General features: G+C 65.7%; 15 protein-coding genes. 14 read left to right on the top strand and 1 reads right to left on the bottom strand.

The features are described 5' to 3' along the window. The first annotated feature begins 431 nt into the window (after positions 1-431). The 3 genes from IEY60_RS12955 (at position 432) to IEY60_RS12945 (ending at position 4597) form a co-directional block, all read left to right on the top strand. The gene (locus IEY60_RS12955; RefSeq protein WP_189027664.1) at positions 432-773 is read left to right on the top strand and encodes an effector-associated constant component EACC1; all 342 of its coding nucleotides are present in this window, start codon (positions 432-434) and stop codon (positions 771-773) included. Next, positions 757-3039, top strand: coding sequence for a caspase, EACC1-associated type (locus tag IEY60_RS12950; RefSeq protein WP_189027662.1), 2283 nt, complete (start codon positions 757-759; stop codon positions 3037-3039). Before IEY60_RS12955 ends, IEY60_RS12950 begins: the two co-directional genes overlap by 17 nt. Positions 3040-3598: 559 nt before the next feature. Then, entirely contained in the window at positions 3599-4597 is a 999-nt protein-coding gene (locus tag IEY60_RS12945) for a DUF2637 domain-containing protein (protein ID WP_189027660.1), read from the top strand. Positions 4598-5365: 768 nt separating this feature from the next. On the opposite strand, the gene IEY60_RS12940 is transcribed toward IEY60_RS12945, so the two are convergent. Beyond that, positions 5366-5839 (bottom strand): hypothetical protein, encoded by a 474-nt coding sequence (locus tag IEY60_RS12940; RefSeq protein WP_189027658.1) that lies wholly within the window; start codon positions 5837-5839, stop codon positions 5366-5368. 250 nt (positions 5840-6089) lie between these two features. On the opposite strand from IEY60_RS12940, the gene IEY60_RS12935 reads away from it, so the two are divergent. The 11 genes from IEY60_RS12935 (at position 6090) to IEY60_RS12885 (ending at position 15763) form a co-directional block, all read left to right on the top strand. Then, the gene (locus tag IEY60_RS12935) at positions 6090-6665 is read left to right on the top strand and encodes a hypothetical protein (RefSeq protein ID WP_189027656.1); all 576 of its coding nucleotides are present in this window, start codon (positions 6090-6092) and stop codon (positions 6663-6665) included. Between the two features lie 106 nt (positions 6666-6771). Then, entirely contained in the window at positions 6772-7986 is a 1215-nt protein-coding gene (locus IEY60_RS12930; protein ID WP_229739785.1) for a hypothetical protein, read from the top strand. Next, on the top strand, positions 7974-8756 hold the full coding sequence (locus IEY60_RS12925) for a class II glutamine amidotransferase (RefSeq protein ID WP_229739784.1): 783 nt from the start codon (positions 7974-7976) through the stop codon (positions 8754-8756). The genes IEY60_RS12930 and IEY60_RS12925 overlap by 13 nt, the downstream gene beginning before the upstream one ends. Before the next feature lie 81 nt (positions 8757-8837). Further along, positions 8838-10088, top strand: a complete 1251-nt coding sequence (locus IEY60_RS12920) for an amidoligase family protein (RefSeq protein WP_229739783.1) — start codon at positions 8838-8840, stop codon at positions 10086-10088. Continuing rightward, entirely contained in the window at positions 10076-10780 is a 705-nt protein-coding gene (locus tag IEY60_RS12915) for a class II glutamine amidotransferase (protein WP_189027654.1), read from the top strand. Before IEY60_RS12920 ends, IEY60_RS12915 begins: the two co-directional genes overlap by 13 nt. 124 nt (positions 10781-10904) lie before the next feature. Continuing rightward, complete coding sequence (locus IEY60_RS12910) at positions 10905-12020, top strand: tyrosine-type recombinase/integrase (RefSeq protein WP_189027652.1); 1116 nt, start codon at positions 10905-10907, stop codon at positions 12018-12020. A 2-nt stretch (positions 12021-12022) separates the two neighbouring features. After that, the gene (locus tag IEY60_RS12905; RefSeq protein ID WP_189027650.1) at positions 12023-12346 is read left to right on the top strand and encodes a helix-turn-helix domain-containing protein; all 324 of its coding nucleotides are present in this window, start codon (positions 12023-12025) and stop codon (positions 12344-12346) included. Further along, positions 12343-14547 (top strand): hypothetical protein, encoded by a 2205-nt coding sequence (locus IEY60_RS12900; RefSeq protein WP_189027647.1) that lies wholly within the window; start codon positions 12343-12345, stop codon positions 14545-14547. The genes IEY60_RS12905 and IEY60_RS12900 overlap by 4 nt, the downstream gene beginning before the upstream one ends. Before the next feature lie 141 nt (positions 14548-14688). Continuing rightward, on the top strand, positions 14689-14955 hold the full coding sequence (locus IEY60_RS12895) for a hypothetical protein (protein ID WP_189027645.1): 267 nt from the start codon (positions 14689-14691) through the stop codon (positions 14953-14955). Continuing rightward, complete coding sequence (locus tag IEY60_RS12890; RefSeq protein ID WP_189027643.1) at positions 14952-15272, top strand: hypothetical protein; 321 nt, start codon at positions 14952-14954, stop codon at positions 15270-15272. Before IEY60_RS12895 ends, IEY60_RS12890 begins: the two co-directional genes overlap by 4 nt. Further along, positions 15269-15763, top strand: a complete 495-nt coding sequence (locus IEY60_RS12885; protein ID WP_189027641.1) for a hypothetical protein — start codon at positions 15269-15271, stop codon at positions 15761-15763. The genes IEY60_RS12890 and IEY60_RS12885 overlap by 4 nt, the downstream gene beginning before the upstream one ends. The last annotated feature ends 87 nt before the right edge of the window (positions 15764-15850 follow it).

The raw sequence follows: 15850 nt of genomic DNA, 5'->3' as shown, positions 1-15850 counted from the left end.
CCGACACCGACCCGGATGGGACCTGTGACGGAGTGTCCGCGGGGACATTCCAGGTGGGTTCTCCAAAGCTGCACAGGACCGCGCTGCCTCGCCGCCCGGGCTGCCAGGTCTACTGGCCGGCGCCGTACGAGGCATCACCACAGCGTCATTGCCACTCCGACACCCGCGTTGGTAGTTGACGCAACCCGCGGCGCGCCATCGGGTGGGCCGACACCGCACTGGACATTCTCAAGAGGGTCGCTGAGGCTGCGCGAATACCACGCTGAAGTCGCACCGGTCTTCAGATCCGCCCGGGGAGGAACCCTTCTGCTGCTCGCACTCGCCAACGCCGCACTAGACCGGCCCTAGCCCGAGCTTCCCGCTTACCATCTGCCGTATCTCCTCTCCTCGGGCTAAAGTTGTCTGAGTCCGCTGACGCGAGGGGCAGGGAAATGGTTGCGTTCGTTCAGATTTCAGTGTCAGATCCTGGCGAACTGAACTCGCTGCGCAAGTTGGTGCAACGGATACCCGGTCTAGAAATAGAACAGGTGCCAGGAAGACCTGGTCCAGGCGAGCAGGGCACGTTGGACCTCCTTCAGGTTGCCGCCACGGCCGGCGGAGGTGGAGGCGCTCTACTGTTGATGATCCGCACGCTGCCCGAGTTCATCCGATCACGGCGCCGGGATGTTTCGATCGCGCTCAAATCCGGCGAGCTGGAGTTGACAATTACCGCGGCAACCGCAGAAGACGCCGTCGAGCTGATCGCGAAGACACTCGATGCCAGACGCCCTTGACGGGGACCTCGCCCGATCGCGCGCGGTGCTGATCGGCACCTGGGACTACACCGAACTCCAACCGATTCCCGCCGCACGCACCAGTCTGCACCGAATGAAATCCCTACTCACCGGACAACTGTGCAGCTGGCCGGATGAGAACGTGACAGTCGTGGACAACCCACGCAAGCTCGACGAGCTGCCGGATCTGCTTGTCAGCAGCTTCCACGAAGCCAAGGACGTGGCCCTGTTCTACTTCGTCGGACACGGGCAGCAAGATGCCGACGACGAACTCTGTCTCGCGCTGGGCGAAACAACATCGGTAGCACACCGGAGACGCACCACAAGCCTGCGATACAGCCACGTTCGCGACGCGTTTCGTTCGAGCCAGGCACGGACAAAGATCGCCGTGTTGGACTGTTGCTTCGCTGGACTCGCGGTTCATCGCAACGGCAGCCTTGCCACCGAGGTCAAGATCCCCCCGGCCCCCGGCGCCTACCTGATGATGGCCACAGGACCCTTCAATACCGCCTGGTTCCAGCTCGGGGCCGAGTCGGACAACCCAGAGACCTTCTTCACCAAAGCCATCGTCGACGTGATCGAAGCCGGGATTCCGACGTCGGGACGTGGCCTCACGCTCGACGACATATTCAGAGCGGCGGCCGACCGCCTGGTCAATGACGGAAAGCCGCAACCAGATCAACTCAGCGCGGGGTTCTCCAATCCGTTCTACTTCGCCAGGAACACCACCCCATCGAGCTCGCCTCAACCCTCGGTCCCGATCTATCAGGCGCCCAAGCCGACACCTGATCCCCCTGACGAAACACCACCGCTGAGCACACTCCGCAGAAGCATCCGGCTTCGCCTATCGCGGCGACAGCTCACTCCGTTCACCGCAGCAGCCGCCCGGGAACGAGCGATGTCGCACGGCATTGCATTCGCCCCCTCCGACGCACCGGGAGTTCGGCTCGGCACGACAGTTCAAGGCCGTTCAGCGGTCTACGCTTCCTACCTGGAGACCCAACTGTGGATCTGCGGCACCAAACGAGGGACCACTTTGTCAACCTCCATACCGACAGTCGTCGATGCCCCAGGGCCCGTGCTGATCACCTCCACAAAGGGCGACGAAGTCGCGTTGACGCGCAACGTGCGTACGGAACGGGGCAGCCCGGTGTTCGTCTTCGATCCACACAGTTTGGTGTCCGAGCTGCCGAATTGGTACTGGGACCCGCTCGCATGGGTCAACATTCACCACCTCGGTGCGGAATCCAGAGCAGGCAGGCTCGCCGCGCACTTCGCCCACAGCGCCGACGGAGTCGACGCGACACCGTCGGCATCGGACGCCGACGCCAGCACCGAACTCCTCACCAACCTCCTGCTCGCGGCCGCTGCCGCCAGACGATCAATTGTCGCCGTGCTTGATTGGTTGTCCTCACCTACTGATGACGAACCCATCATCGCGCTCCGCGAAGCGGGGATCGACCGAGCAGCTACTGCGCTCACCCGCCGATACCACAGCGACTATAGAGAGCGCGACCGGATATTCGATGCAGCGTTGCGGATGGTGCGGTGCCTGGCGATCCCCGAGTTTCAGCAGTGGGTAACTCCGGGCGAGACCCGGACGCAGTTCGACGAATTGGAGTTTCTCGATCGCAACGGCACCCTGTTCGCTTTGTCGTCATCCGGACGAGGAACCGCGGCGCCGTTGCTGAGCGCCATGGTCGAGGCTGTCCTCGATGTCGCCGCCCGCAAAGCAAGTCGGTGCCGCGGAGGCGTCCTGCCCATACCGCTGGTGGCAGTCCTCGATGATGCGCCGCAGTTGCTTCGCTGGCCCGAGTTTCCCCGTGTCTACTCAGGTTTGGGCAACAAGGGCATTGTCGCGATCGCGATGATGCGGGCCTGGAACCACGGTGTGCGGTCCTGGGGTGCGGAGGGCATGGCCGATTTGTGGTCGTGCGCCGATTTTCGCGCTGTTGGCGGTGGCCTGTCCGATATCGAGTTCGCCCGCGCCCGGCTCGAGGCACTCGGTTACCCTGCTTCGCCGCCTCAGTCCTCCGGTTTCGACCGCGTGCTGGGTCGACAGCGCACAATGTTTTCGGTCTCGGACCTACTCGCACTTCCGCTAGGGCAAGTCGTGGTGATGCCGCAATTTGGTCCACCAATACTTCTACGCACTCCACCCTGGTGGGAAGGACAACATCGAGATGCCATCATCCGCTCCGCCGAAATCCACAATCCACACCGAAAGACCCTGATCACCGACCTCATCGGCGATCCATCAAACTGAACACGGCGGCACAGCGTCCACCGGCAACCCAGCCGCTCGCCGCACGTCGGCAGGTACAACAGCCGAAAGGCCGCCTGCATAGGATGAGCCGTGGTCTGCGTCATCGGGCCGAGTTCCGGGCGCGGGCGCATGAGGAACGGCTCGACCGGCTGGTCGGGCTCTATCTGGGGCGGCGGGCGGCGGGCACGACCCATCCGGTGATCGATTTCCTGTCACCTAATAGGGTTCGTAGTACTCACGATTGGCCTCAATACATCCCAAAACCGCCCGTTACCTGCGGCAACGGTCGCGGCGCGCATCCCAACCTATCCCGACATTTCTGATCGTTTCCTCCTGAACTCGTGTCGATCCCGTGTCGGACGTCAAGTTTCGTTCTACTGACTCTCACCTGCGTCGGTCGGCTGTTCTCGTGTGCAGCCATACATAGGAGACACCGGGCACCAGTTGCGGGTCGGCGACGACCTCGTGTACCGGGCCTACGACCCGACCGATCATCCCTGCGTTGATCCGATCGCTGCGATCTCCTGATCACGACCACCCCGAAGCGAGGCCAACAGGCATGCCGACTGCATCATCGCAAACTGTTCGGACCGAGCCGACCACTCGAGTAGATGTGCGCGCTGACCGTGCGCACATCTTCTTCTGGAGCGAGCTGTGTATCGCTGCTGGAGTCAGCGTGGTCGGCAATGCGACCCAAGCCGTCCTGCACACGACCGTCCTACCGGCCGTCGCTGCCGCAGTCGCCGTCATCCCGCCACTAGCGCTGTTGGCCGCAGTCCACGGCGTTGCGCTGCTCGCACGCGCGAACACCGTCTCGCCCACCGCCCGCCGGGCCGCGACAGCGCTGACCGTGGTCATTGCCGGTGGGGCGTTCTGGCTGTCGTTCACCGCACTGCGTGCGTTGGCGATCACCGCGGGTGTGCCCGTCGCCGAAGCATGGCTGTGGCCCTTGATTGTGGAAGGCGCGATGACTCAGAGTTCGATCGCCCTGTTGACGCTGGCACACGCACATCCGCCCGACACGCGGCCGGAGCCTGCAGCCGCCGTGCCCGATCCACAGCCCCCGGCTGCACAGTCGGCCCGCCCTGGTGTCGCTGCCGAGTTACCTGCCACCCAGACAGAAGCTTCCGAGATGGCCGGGAAATCCCGCGATGATCCTCTCGACGTAGTCGATCTCGAAGCGCTGGCGGCGCTGATCTGCGATCAGGATCCCGGCGGGCGACGCGACCCCGTCACCGTCGCTGCGGTGCTCACACACCGGTATGTCGACGGGTGGAGCGCTAGCCGCGTCTCGCGCGAACTCGGGTGCAGCCGCTCAGCGGTCAGCCGACTCCTGCGCGACGCCGACCGACTGCGTGCGCACGTACCCGCCGACCGTGCGCACACCGACGCGGGCCTAACTGCCAAGCGTGCACACGATGGCAATGACCGTGCGCACACCGATTCCGGCCGTGCGCACGCAAAGGCCGATCCGCGCGGCGATCGTGCGCACGCCGAGAGCGAGCGTGCGCACGCAGACCACAGCCCCGCAGACACCGAAGCGTCTGCGAACGGTTGAGACCGACGATGTTTCGACCGATGGGCAGACCACCCGAACCTCTGCCTGATGTGGTTCAGACCACATCGACAGCGGGCCGCTTCCCATATTGGATTGATGCACGGTTCGGTGCCAGGCATCACTTCTCGTGCATCATTCCAGCGAAACCACGCCCTTTGGGGGACCAGTGAACCTCGATCTCTCCTGCCCGCAATGCAGCCATGTCGACCAGGTTCAAAGCGTGCCCGCAGCCATGTCAGATGGAACGCACACTGGCCACAGCACTGGCGTGCACGCCGGTATCGGCTTCAGCCCGGATGGGCTCGTGCCTGTCATCGGAACCTCGTCGCACGAGTTCAGTCACTCTTCGGCGTTGGCGAGGAGCCTGGCCTGGCGCCCGACTTTGCCTGCGGGGGGTCGGCATGCCCTGCTCGGACTGGTCCTATCGTTGTTCTTCGTCGTCATGTTGGCAGCAAGCTGCGTCGCGTTTGCTCAAGATCCGCCACAAGGCAACCCACTTCAGGTCCTTGTCTCGCTGATCGGGTTGTTCCTGTTCCCGATTCTGCTGGCGATTCCTATCTACGCCCTCATCAGTGGAGCGTTCAAGCGTGCGAGGAGTCAGGCTAGAGTCCACGCGGGAAGCAGCCGAGCCTACGGCCTCTGGCAAAACGCCTATTACTGCCATCGCTGTGGCACAGTATTCTGGCCACTACCACCTGCGCCCGGAGTACCTCACCGGGTTGCGCTGACCCCCAACCAGTTCCGTTGGCACGTGTGGAGCGCGGGCGGCTACGCCAAACTCTGATCGACGGACTCGTCCACGTTCAGCACGACCTGTGGGCATGGTTCGACCTCCGCACGAACGACTTCCAACGTGTTGCCGGGGGTCGTGTCCTGTTCCGGGTGGGCGGCGTCGGCCATCGATTGCTCGCCTACGCGATCCGCGGCCGCCATGAGTTGTCGCACCTGCTTCACGGTCAACTCAAGCAGTTGGCCGATGCCGACATCGGACTCCCCCAATTCCCGCATCGCCGCGATCGCGCTAGCTTGCCGGGCACGCCATCGTGCAGCCTCGGCCTCGTGCTCGCGTTCTAGCTGTTCGATCTGTCGACGCAGTCCACCGATGCGCTGATCACGCACCGCGAGGCTTTGACGGATGAATCCCGCCGCGTGCAGGTAGGTCTCGACCGCGTCCGTCGTCGCGGCCGCGCGGCGTTCCGCCTCGGTGCGCCGAACCTTCATCATCTGGCGGACCTCGTCCAAACGCCGAACCAGTTCGGGATCGCGCTTGGAACGACGTGGCTTGCTAGCAGGCATCTCAAACTCCTGAGATCAACCCGACCAGCGGCTCTTCCACCTCCGAGGATACGCCCCACGGCCAACACCGCCAGCCAGCGCAGCAGTAGCGGATCACGACCGCCGCAACGCAACTCGGCGCTGCCGGGATTCCGCCCGGCACAGGAAGCCGACCAACGCTCGCTTGCCACATCACCGTTGCCGAAGGACGACCCGAATGACCGACACCCTCACCACGATCGAACCGCTGCTGCGCACCCTGCTAGGCGCGGAGTCCACCAGGACCCTCATAACCACCTTTGCGCAGCAGGACTGGGCCGACGACGAAATCACTCGCGCCCAGGAGCGTCACCCTGATGTCGCAGACGTTCTCTACCATGGGTTTTCGCTGTTGACAGCCACCCACGAACGGATGAGCACCGAGTTCGTCTACCGGGCCCACGCCCGGGAACTGCTCGAGCGGGTCGCGGCCGGACAGTCGACGAAACCAGCGACCGCCGTCGAGGTCGCGTTGTCGTTGATGCAGATCAGTCTCGCGACACCGTTGAACACGACCGCGTTCGGCCTGTACCTGCGGATGTGGCGCCAGGCGGGCCTGCCCGACGTCGGCGGGCCCGTCACCGACGTCGACGACCACTACGAAGCGATCGCCGCCCGCGGTATCGACGAATTCGAATCGATCGCGCGCCGCAAACTCGCCGAGCCGGACCGGGTGCTGGCGTTGGCCCTCTGCGACGGCAGTCATCACGGCGAACCCGTCGTCTGCCGCCTGGCGAACGCACGCGCCGCCTGACCGGATCCCCAGCTTCCTCACCGCTGTTCCTCGTTCTCGTCATTTCACGCCGCTCCCGGATTTCCGGTGCGGCGTTCGTCGTTTCTGCGAAGGGATTTCAATCGCCATGCCTGATGTGGAACTGCCCGACCCCTGCGGGGTCTGTCGAACCCGCGAGCCCGGCACCCGCTACACCATCGACGGCGGGCCCGTCTGCGAGGGCTGCGTGTACCGGTGCCCGCAGTGCAACCGGTGCGGCGCCCGCGCGATCACACTCACCAGCACCACCTGCGCGGGACAGCTGTGCTCGGACTGCGTATCCCGGCTCCGTCCGTGCGTGGTGTGCGCGGAAGTCACCTCAGCCACGCAGCGCGTCGATACCGGCGGCGTGGTGTGCGAGATCTGTGCGCGCCTGTTCGACCTGTGCTTCCAGTGCGAGCGCTTCACCCGACACAGCCGCTATGTCGTCGGTAACCAGCGCGCCTGCGCCGAGTGTGCCCGCGACCTGCGGTCCTGCAGTGACTGCGGCACCCTGATCCGCGGCCGCGGGCAGTGCGATCGCTGCGCGGACCCGTACAGGGTGTGGAACTACTTCTACCGGCCCGACCCGATCTTCCACGGCGACGGGCCCTTGTTCCTCGGCATGGAACTCGAAGTCATCGTCCCCCAGGACCGCTACGAGGACATGGTCGCGATCGCGGTCGACGCGCTCGGCCCCCTCGGCTACCTCAAGCGCGACTCTTCCATCCAGCCGGCCGGGTTCGAGATCGTGTGCCACCCGATGACCTACCAGTACGCCCTGACCGGATTCCCGTGGCAGATGCTCGACGACCTCCACGTGCTGGGGTGCCGGACCAACACCAGCGTCGGCCTGCACGTGCACGCCTCCCGCGCCGGGTTCACCGGGCCCGCGCACATCTACCGGTGGATGAAGCTGGTCTACCGCAACCACGCCGAGGTCACCGCGCTGGCGCGGCGCACCAGCCGCTATGCCCCCTTCGAGTCCGGCACCCGCGCCCGAGCCAAGGACCTGGCCAAGGGCGCCCACCGCGCCCTCGGGTTGCCGCGCAATCAGGCGATCAACCCCCACCCCCGCGACACCTTGGAGCTGCGGGTCTTCGCCAGTTCCCTCGAGGCTCAGCAGGTGCAGGCCGCGCTGGCGTTCACCGACGCTTCGATCCGCTACACCGCCGAGTTGTCGGTCTCCCAGATCCGCGCGGGTGGCTGGGACTGGGACCGGTTCACCGACTGGCTGAGCCGGCGCCTCGAATACCGGCCTCTGGTTGCCGAACTCGCCGATCTGGCCGACGACCCGCAGGAGGTCGTGCTGTGTGCCTCCTGACCTTCATCCCCGCCTCGGTCGCCCCCGACCCGCAGGCCCTGAGCCGCGGTGCCGAAGCCAACCCACACGGGCACGGATTCGCCCTGATCACCGGTGACCGGATCGTCACCGGGCACGGCATGAATGCCGAGAAAGTGATCGACACCTTCGCCCGCGTCCGCGCCGCCAATCCCGGCGGGCCCGCGTTGTTCCACTCCCGCTACGCCACCCACGGCATCCGCACCCTCGACAACTGCCACCCCTTCCGGCTCGGCGGCGACGCGCGGACGGTGCTAGCGCACAACGGGATCCTGCCCAAACGGGTCCATCCCGGAGCCTATGACTGGCGCTCCGATACCCGCATCGCCGCCGAGGACTACCTGCCGAACATGCCGTTCGGGTCGCTGGACACCTTTCGCGGGTCCCGTGGTTTGGAAGCCTGGCTCGGGTCCTCGAAACTGCTGATCCTGACCGTGGACCCCGCCTACGACCAGCAGGTGTACCTGTTCGGGGAATCGAAAGGTCAGTGGGACAACGGGATCTGGTATTCGAACAGCGGCTTTCTGCCCGTGTCCCATCGCTATTCCATGCGCGAGCGGTATGTCTGCGACGGCTGTGACGACATCGACCTGTACCGGGTAGGCCGCTACTGCCGCCAGTGCGGGTGGTGCTTCGCCTGCGAGATCCGGTTCCCGCACTGTGAATGCCGCCCATCCCGCGCCCGCAACACCCGCCATCGCGCCCCAGGCCGACAGCTTGCCCTGCCCGCGCCGCGACCACCGAGCACCTAGCCGACTGACCCGCTGTCCACGCCCATACATCTGAGCCTGCACCCATGGTGCGGGCTTTCGTCGTTTCCAGGGAAGGAACCGATGCCCACCGCCGTCCTCGATATCCCGGTCGACTTCGCCGAGTGCGAGTCCTGTTCCACCCGAACCCCTCCCGACGACCTCATTCACACCGCAGATGCCGAAGAGGTGTGTGCGAGCTGTGCCTCGGAGCTCGATCTGTGCCAGTCGTGTGATCGGCCCTCCCGCGATGTCGCCCAGACCGTCGACGAAGAGGACCTCTGCGCCGAATGCCGCAGCGGATTGAGCGAATGTGATGACTGCTCGCGCTACACCGACCACATCACCGCGGTCCTGTCCGGAGGCGACGTTTGCCCCGACTGCGCCGAGGAGTACTCGACCTGCTTCGACTGCAACCTTGTCGTCGCCGATCCGGTCTCGATCAACGGCGACTACGCGGTGTGCCCGGACTGCCGCGAGGACTACGACCGGTGCCGCGGGTGCCAGTGGCTGTTCCGCGGGTGTGAGTACTACTGCGAAGACTGCGCCCGACCCGACCATTCTCGGGTCCACGACTCCGACTACAAACCGGCCCCGGACTTCCACGGTCTCGGGCCGTTGTTCCTGGGTCTCGAGCTCGAAGTCCGCACCAGCTACACCGGATACGACGACTCGGTGAAAGCCGCGAACACCCAGCTCGATTCGTTGGGCTATCTCAAGGACGACGCGTCGGTCAGCGACGGATTCGAGCTGGTCACCCACCCGATGAGTTTCGACTACGCGATGGCCAACTTTCCGTGGTCGCTGCTGCCACGACTGCGGTTGCTGGGCTGCTACACCGACGGCGAGGTCGGCATCCACATCCACCTCTCCCGCGCCGGGTTCGACTCCCCAGCCCACATCTACCGCTGGCTCAAGCTCATCTACCGCAACGAGCCTGCGGTGACGGCGCTGGCGCGGCGCCGCTATTCCGAATGGGCGCAGTTCGATCCCGGCATCCGCGCCATGGCCAAGGCTCTCGCGCACGGCGATCACGGGTGGGGCCGCTACCACGCCGTCAACGCCCGCCCCACAGACACCTTCGAGCTGCGCGTGTTCGCCAGCTCGCTGAGAACCCGGCAGGTCCAGGCCGCGCTTGCCTTCGCCGACGCCTCGGTCGAATACACCCGCCGCCTGCGCTCCGGCGATGTCGCGCGCGGCGGCTGGGACTGGTCCGCCTTCACGGCCTGGGTTTCCACACGTCCGCAGTATGCGCCGTTGACCGCCGAGCTGTCCGCGCTCGCCGCGACCGGTGCATTCATCGATCTCGAGGAGGCCTATCCGTGTGCATCCTGACCTTCATCCGGCCCGCCATCACCCCCGATTACGACGCCCTCGCCGCCGGGACGGTCGCCAACCCGCACGGGCACGGCTGGGCCATCCACGCCGGTGACCGGCTCATCGTCGGGCACGGCCTGGACCCGCGCGAGACGATCACCGAATTCGCCCACGCGCGAACCGAGTTCCCTGACGGGCCCGCTCTGTTTCATTCCCGTTTCGCCACTCACGGCAAGCACACCACCGCGAACTGTCACCCGTTCGCGATCGGCGGGGACAAGCGCAGCGTGCTGGCCCACAACGGGGTCCTGCCCGACCACGTCCACCCGCTGCGCGGTGATGACCGCTCCGATACCCGGATCGCGGCCGAGGACTTCCTGCCCCGGGCCCCGTTCGGGTCACTGGATTCGTGGATCGGGCGGTCGCGATTCGAGCGCTGGCTGGGCACCGACAAAGCAGTCATCTTGACCGTCGACCCCGCCTACAAGCACCCCGCCTACATCTTCAACGAGCAAGCCGGGCACTGGCGCGACGGATCGTGGTACTCGAATCACACCTACGAGCTGGGCCGATTCCCCCACGGCGCCTACACCACCTTCGCTGAGGGCCTCGGGTTCGAGGACGGCTACTGCGACAACTGCGACGCAGACTTCGACAACCTCGACAACTGGGCGGAATTGTGCCAGATGCAACATCCGGCACAATTCTGAACTGGCGTAGCCGCCAGTCGAACTGCGGTCGGACCCGCAGGTCCGAGCTGTCGCCATGTCTACGACCTGGAGAGATCCCGGCACCTCTAGCCTGATTCAACTTTGTTGTGTTAGACGCAACATCATGGCGGAGCGAATCGACGTTCCCGGCGCGGCCCACCTGGTCCTCGCCGATGGTGTCGCACACCTGGACCCTGCCGCCGCGGTCCACGAAGCGATGCTCGAGGGCTGGGCGCGTCAACAGCGTGTCCGGTTCCTCAAGGCCGACACGATCGACAAGCGGCTACGGCTGGTGCGGCGGGTGGTCGAGTTCTCGAATCTGTATCCGTGGCAATGGAATTACGCCGAACTCGAGGCGTCCATCGACAGCTTGCGCAGCCGTGCCAAGCCGATCGAGATGTCGACCGGACGTGCCTACCTCGTCGAGCTGCGCTTGTTCCTCGAGTACGCCAGTGACACCCGCTATGGCTGGACCGGGATCTGCCTGGACCGATTCGGTGAAGCACCGCGCCAACTGCTCGGCGAGTGGAACATGGTCGCCCACGTCAGCGACTACGAAGGCCGCCCCGGACGCCGACCGCTGACCTACGACGAGGTCCAAGCACTGTTCGATGCAGCCGACTCCCGCGTCGACACGATCCGCGCCCGCGGTCGCAAAGGCTCACTCGCCGCGCTGCGCGACGCGACGCTGCTCAAGACCGTCTACGCCTACGGGCTGCGCCGACGCGAAGCCTGGGGACTGGACCTGCCCGACCTGCGCCACAACCCGAAAGCGCCGCAATTCGGCCGCGTCGGAGCGTTATTCGTGCGGTGGGGCAAATCCTCCAAGGGCAGCCCACCCAAGCGGCGCACCGTTCTCACCGTCCCGGAAATGGACTGGATCGTCGATGCCCTCGAGTACTGGATCGAGGAAGTCCGGCCCTTGCTCGCCCCTGGAAAACATCCCGCGCTCTGGGTGACCGAACGCTGCGGTCGGCTTTCCAAACGGGGCATCAACGAGGCGTTCGAACAGGCCCGCGTCGATGCCGGGCTGCCCAAGGAACTGGATCTGCACAGCCTGCGCCACTCCTACGTCACCCACTTGATCGAGTTCGACTATCCCGAGCGATTCGTCTCCGAACAGGTCGGCCACGCCTACGCTGCGACGACCGCGATCTACACCGGCGTCTCCGACGACTATCGAAACCGACTGCTGACCAAGGCATTCCGGGCGCAACACCCCGAACTCTGGGAGGAATGACGATGATCCGCAAGATGGGAATCACCTGGCACCTGCGGCTGAGGATGGCCGAGAAGGGGTTGTTCCAGACTTCCGACCTAGTCCCGAAGCTGGCCGAGCGCGGAATCCATCTCTCCCGCGAGCAAGTGTTCCGGCTGGTCACCCAGGACCCCCAACGACTGTCGATGGACACCCTCGCCGCGCTCTGCGACATCCTCGACTGCACCCCCAACGACCTGATCGAGATCAGCGCGGTCAACGCCGAAGTCCGCAAGACCGCCGACCAGAAGGCCGGTCCCAAACCCGAGTCCCGACCCACCACGATCCGGCGTCCGAAGCTGACATGACGGCCGGCGAACCAGCCGAGACGGCGCGGGCGCGAATCGTCGACCGAATCACCAATTCGGTCGCGGACCTGGACTCTGAGACCGCTCGCCGAATGCTCGACGATCTCGGCCTGTTGCGCACACCCCGGAAACTCGACGACTACCTTGGCCGCTTTCCCGACGCCTTGACCCATCCAGAAGTCCTGGCCCGCCCGAGCGCGGATGTTCCTCCGGGTCTGATCCGGCTGGCCCATCACCTCCTTGAGGCTGGCTACGACACGATCACCGCCCCCAGCTGCAACGGGTGCGGCAGGCCGACGAAGGATCTGACATGCCGGACCTCGGCCGGACGGGTCTGCATGCGCTGCTACAAACGAGATCCGAGATCCCACGAGGAATGCGGCCACTGCGGACGGCTGCGCACGGTCTATGGCCGATCCGCCGATGGCACCGCCCGATGCCAGGCCTGCATACCGAAGCCGCTGCACGAATGCTCACGCTGCGGAACCACGGCTCCAGCGCACTGCCGCGACGCCGATGGCACCGCCGTCTGCCAGCGGTGCTATCGCACGCCGAAACGCACCTGCGGCCGATGCGGACGGCTCGGAACCATCTCGCGCCGCGCCACAGAAACCGCACCCGATATCTGCGCTATCTGCGTCTCAATGGCCGATCGCGCGGTCGCCGAGTGCACCGTCTGCGGACACACCCGCCACTGCACCCGAATCCGCAACAACCCAATCTGCTATGGGTGTCGAACCAGGCCCGAACACCGCTGCGGGATCTGCTCCCAAACCCAACGCGCACAGGCTATCTGGCCTCTCGGACCGGTCTGTCGCACCTGCTACGAGCGGACCCGCCGCAACCCCGAACCATGCCACCAATGCCGCCAGCGTCGCGTTCTGATCGGCCGCGACAGCGAAGCGGCACCGATCTGTGGTCCCTGCGCCGGGATCGAATTGACCTACTCCTGCTGCCGCTGCGGCGCCAGCGGCGGCCGCTACAGCGATCAGCAGTGCGCTCGATGCGTTCTTACCGAACGAATCGACGCACTACTTTCCCTGCCAGGCAACTCGATCCCCGCGCACCTCGAACCGGTCCGGGAGGCGCTGCTCGGCGTCAAGGATCCCCGAAGCATGCTCTTCTGGCTGCGGCGCAGCCGCACGCCCGCGCTGCTCGCCGCACTGGCCGCCACCGGCGAGCCGATCACCCACGACACCCTCGATGCCTTCGACCCCAGTCCGGCGCGGGCCTACGTCCGCGAACTGCTCATCACCAGCGGCATACTGCCGCCCCGCAACGAATTTTTGGAGTGCCTACCCGCCTGGGCCGACACCCTGCTGGCCGGAACCCCGGCCCAGCACCGCCAGATCCTTTCCCCTTTCGTCCATTGGTTCCTGCTGCGGCGCGGGCGCCGGCGCGGCAGCACCTCCCGCGGCTCTGCGGCCTTCCTTCGCTCGCGCCTACGCCGGGCCGCCGAACTACTCGCATGGATCGACGAGCACCAGCTCACCCTCGGCACGCTCACCCAGGGCGAATTCGAGCAATGGCTCTCCGAAGGCACCACCACCCGAGCCAACATCGACGCGTTCATCAGCTGGGCAGAAGCCCGCAGCCTGATCGCCGACATCACATTGCCCCGGAAAGCCCGACACGGGCCACTCGGCGTTCTCGACGATGAAGAACGCCGAAATCAACTGCACCGCTGCCTCAACGATGCGGCGCTGCCCCTATCACTGCGTGTTGCCGGGGCATTGATTCTGCTGTTCGGACTCGAAGGAACCCGCGTCACGCGCCTCACCCGCGACGACCTGCACGACGATGGCAACCGGCTCCGCCTCGCGATCGACGACCACCAGATCGACCTTCCACCGAAACTGGCGAACCTCATCCGCGAATTGCGCGACGCACCTGCAACCCCGTCGTTGATGAACCGCGCGGTCGGTGGATCTGCCTGGCTATTTCCCGGTCGCTATCCATCACGCCCGATCGACAGGTCGGGTTTCGGCAGAGTCCTCGCCTCCCACGGCATCACAGTCAGGGACGGCCGCAACAGCGCCCGCTACGCCCTCGCCAGCCATCTGCCGGCCGCGATCCTCGCCGATCTGACGGGCACCAACATCAAAACCGCCGTCGAGTGGACACGATGGTCCAAACGCAATTGGTTCGACTACATCGCCATTCGAGCCAACGACCAGACGAATACCGCACAGTTCGAATAACTGCGGTCCACCGGTCGGATCGCACTGCCTGTACTGCGGCTACTGCACCGAATGCCTGCGAACCTTCCCGCGCTGTAGATGCGCCTACCTCGACGAGTCCGAGCGCTACGCCGACCTCGGCGATCCCGAACTCGAAATCGCATGAGCCACCCCGCACAAGCTCACCTTTCCGTTCCTCTCATCCGGCTGGCTGACCGTGACGGTGCCCGCGTGCACGTCAGCACCGACGGCTACTGGGTTCGCCTCCATCTGCACGACACGCTCGCCGGTGAAACCCGCTGCCAGCTCATCGATCTCGACCACACCGAAACCGACCGGCTCGCCGCTGCCTTGGCTGCCCGCCATCATCCGCGACCCGTCCGCCGGTTCGCGTTCCTGCGACGTCTCAGGAGGATCCACCGCCCATGACACAACCCCTGACAATCCCTCCCCTGCGCTACCGGCTCCGCGCCGCCATCGCCCAACTCCGAGCACCCGCACCGGCTGCTCCGTCGTCGGCGGTCTCGACCGCGATCGGCACGGAACTCAATGCCGCGCGCCGTCACGGCGACACCATCACCGTGCGGACCCGCGGCGGCCACACCCTGCCCGCCGCGACACCGACCACCGTCGCAGCCCGCTACACCGTGCTGACCACCTCCTCGAATGGGCGGGTGATCCTGCCACTGCGGTTCATCGAATCCGTCCAACGCCACACACGCACAGCGAGCGAGGGACCGGCGTGACCATGCCGACCAGCCTCGCCGCCGACGACCGACCAGACCCTGGTCGCTGGACCGCACGAGTACACCCGCTGCTGGCTGCTACCGAGGTCGTGATCGTCGGCTGGCACAGCGCTTTCGCCCGCCCACCGGCCGCGGGGACGAAACTCGCAGTCTTCCCCGAAACCAGCGACATCGACTTCGGGCGCCGCCCGGTGATGGGGTTGGTGCGCATCGAACACGCCGCCCTCACTCACAAGATCCGCGACGGCATCGCGATCCCACAGTGGGTGCCCGACCCCATCCGTGACGGGCTCGATGCGGTCTCGTGGCGGTTGATGCCGGCCGAACCCGACGGGGAAAGCTGGATGATCGCCGGTGGCGCGTGGGCCTACAGCGGCCACGACGCTGTCCTGCCCGTCACCGTCATCGACGCCGCGATGTTCCCTCCGGCGGTGGTGCGGGTCTACGGGCACAACCCCCACACCGGCCGCGAATGGATCGCGGCCTCGTGATCGCCGACGCCAAACAGCTCAACGCCTGGCTGCGCGCCCAGATGCCAGCCCTCGACGAGACCCGGTATCAGCCGTGGAACAGCGGAA

This window comes from Nocardia rhizosphaerihabitans, from assembly GCF_014646295.1.
Taxonomy (GTDB): domain Bacteria; phylum Actinomycetota; class Actinomycetes; order Mycobacteriales; family Mycobacteriaceae; genus Nocardia; species Nocardia rhizosphaerihabitans.
The sequence above is the reverse complement of the archived record's forward strand: the minus strand, read 5'-3'. Positions and strand labels throughout refer to the sequence as shown.

What these genes read in the sequence shown, in the direction of transcription:
- IEY60_RS12955 (WP_189027664.1), top strand. Translation starts at nt 432, where the DNA reads ATGGTTGCGTTCGTTCAGATTTCAGTGTCAGATCCTGGCGAACTGAAC.
- IEY60_RS12950 (WP_189027662.1), top strand. Translation starts at nt 757, where the DNA reads ATGCCAGACGCCCTTGACGGGGACCTCGCCCGATCGCGCGCGGTGCTG.
- IEY60_RS12945 (WP_189027660.1), top strand. Translation starts at nt 3,599, where the DNA reads ATGCCGACTGCATCATCGCAAACTGTTCGGACCGAGCCGACCACTCGA.
- IEY60_RS12935 (WP_189027656.1), top strand. Translation starts at nt 6,090, where the DNA reads ATGACCGACACCCTCACCACGATCGAACCGCTGCTGCGCACCCTGCTA.
- IEY60_RS12930 (WP_229739785.1), top strand. Translation starts at nt 6,772, where the DNA reads ATGCCTGATGTGGAACTGCCCGACCCCTGCGGGGTCTGTCGAACCCGC.
- IEY60_RS12920 (WP_229739783.1), top strand. Translation starts at nt 8,838, where the DNA reads ATGCCCACCGCCGTCCTCGATATCCCGGTCGACTTCGCCGAGTGCGAG.
- IEY60_RS12910 (WP_189027652.1), top strand. Translation starts at nt 10,905, where the DNA reads ATGGCGGAGCGAATCGACGTTCCCGGCGCGGCCCACCTGGTCCTCGCC.
- IEY60_RS12905 (WP_189027650.1), top strand. Translation starts at nt 12,023, where the DNA reads ATGATCCGCAAGATGGGAATCACCTGGCACCTGCGGCTGAGGATGGCC.
- IEY60_RS12900 (WP_189027647.1), top strand. Translation starts at nt 12,343, where the DNA reads ATGACGGCCGGCGAACCAGCCGAGACGGCGCGGGCGCGAATCGTCGAC.
- IEY60_RS12895 (WP_189027645.1), top strand. Translation starts at nt 14,689, where the DNA reads ATGAGCCACCCCGCACAAGCTCACCTTTCCGTTCCTCTCATCCGGCTG.
- IEY60_RS12890 (WP_189027643.1), top strand. Translation starts at nt 14,952, where the DNA reads ATGACACAACCCCTGACAATCCCTCCCCTGCGCTACCGGCTCCGCGCC.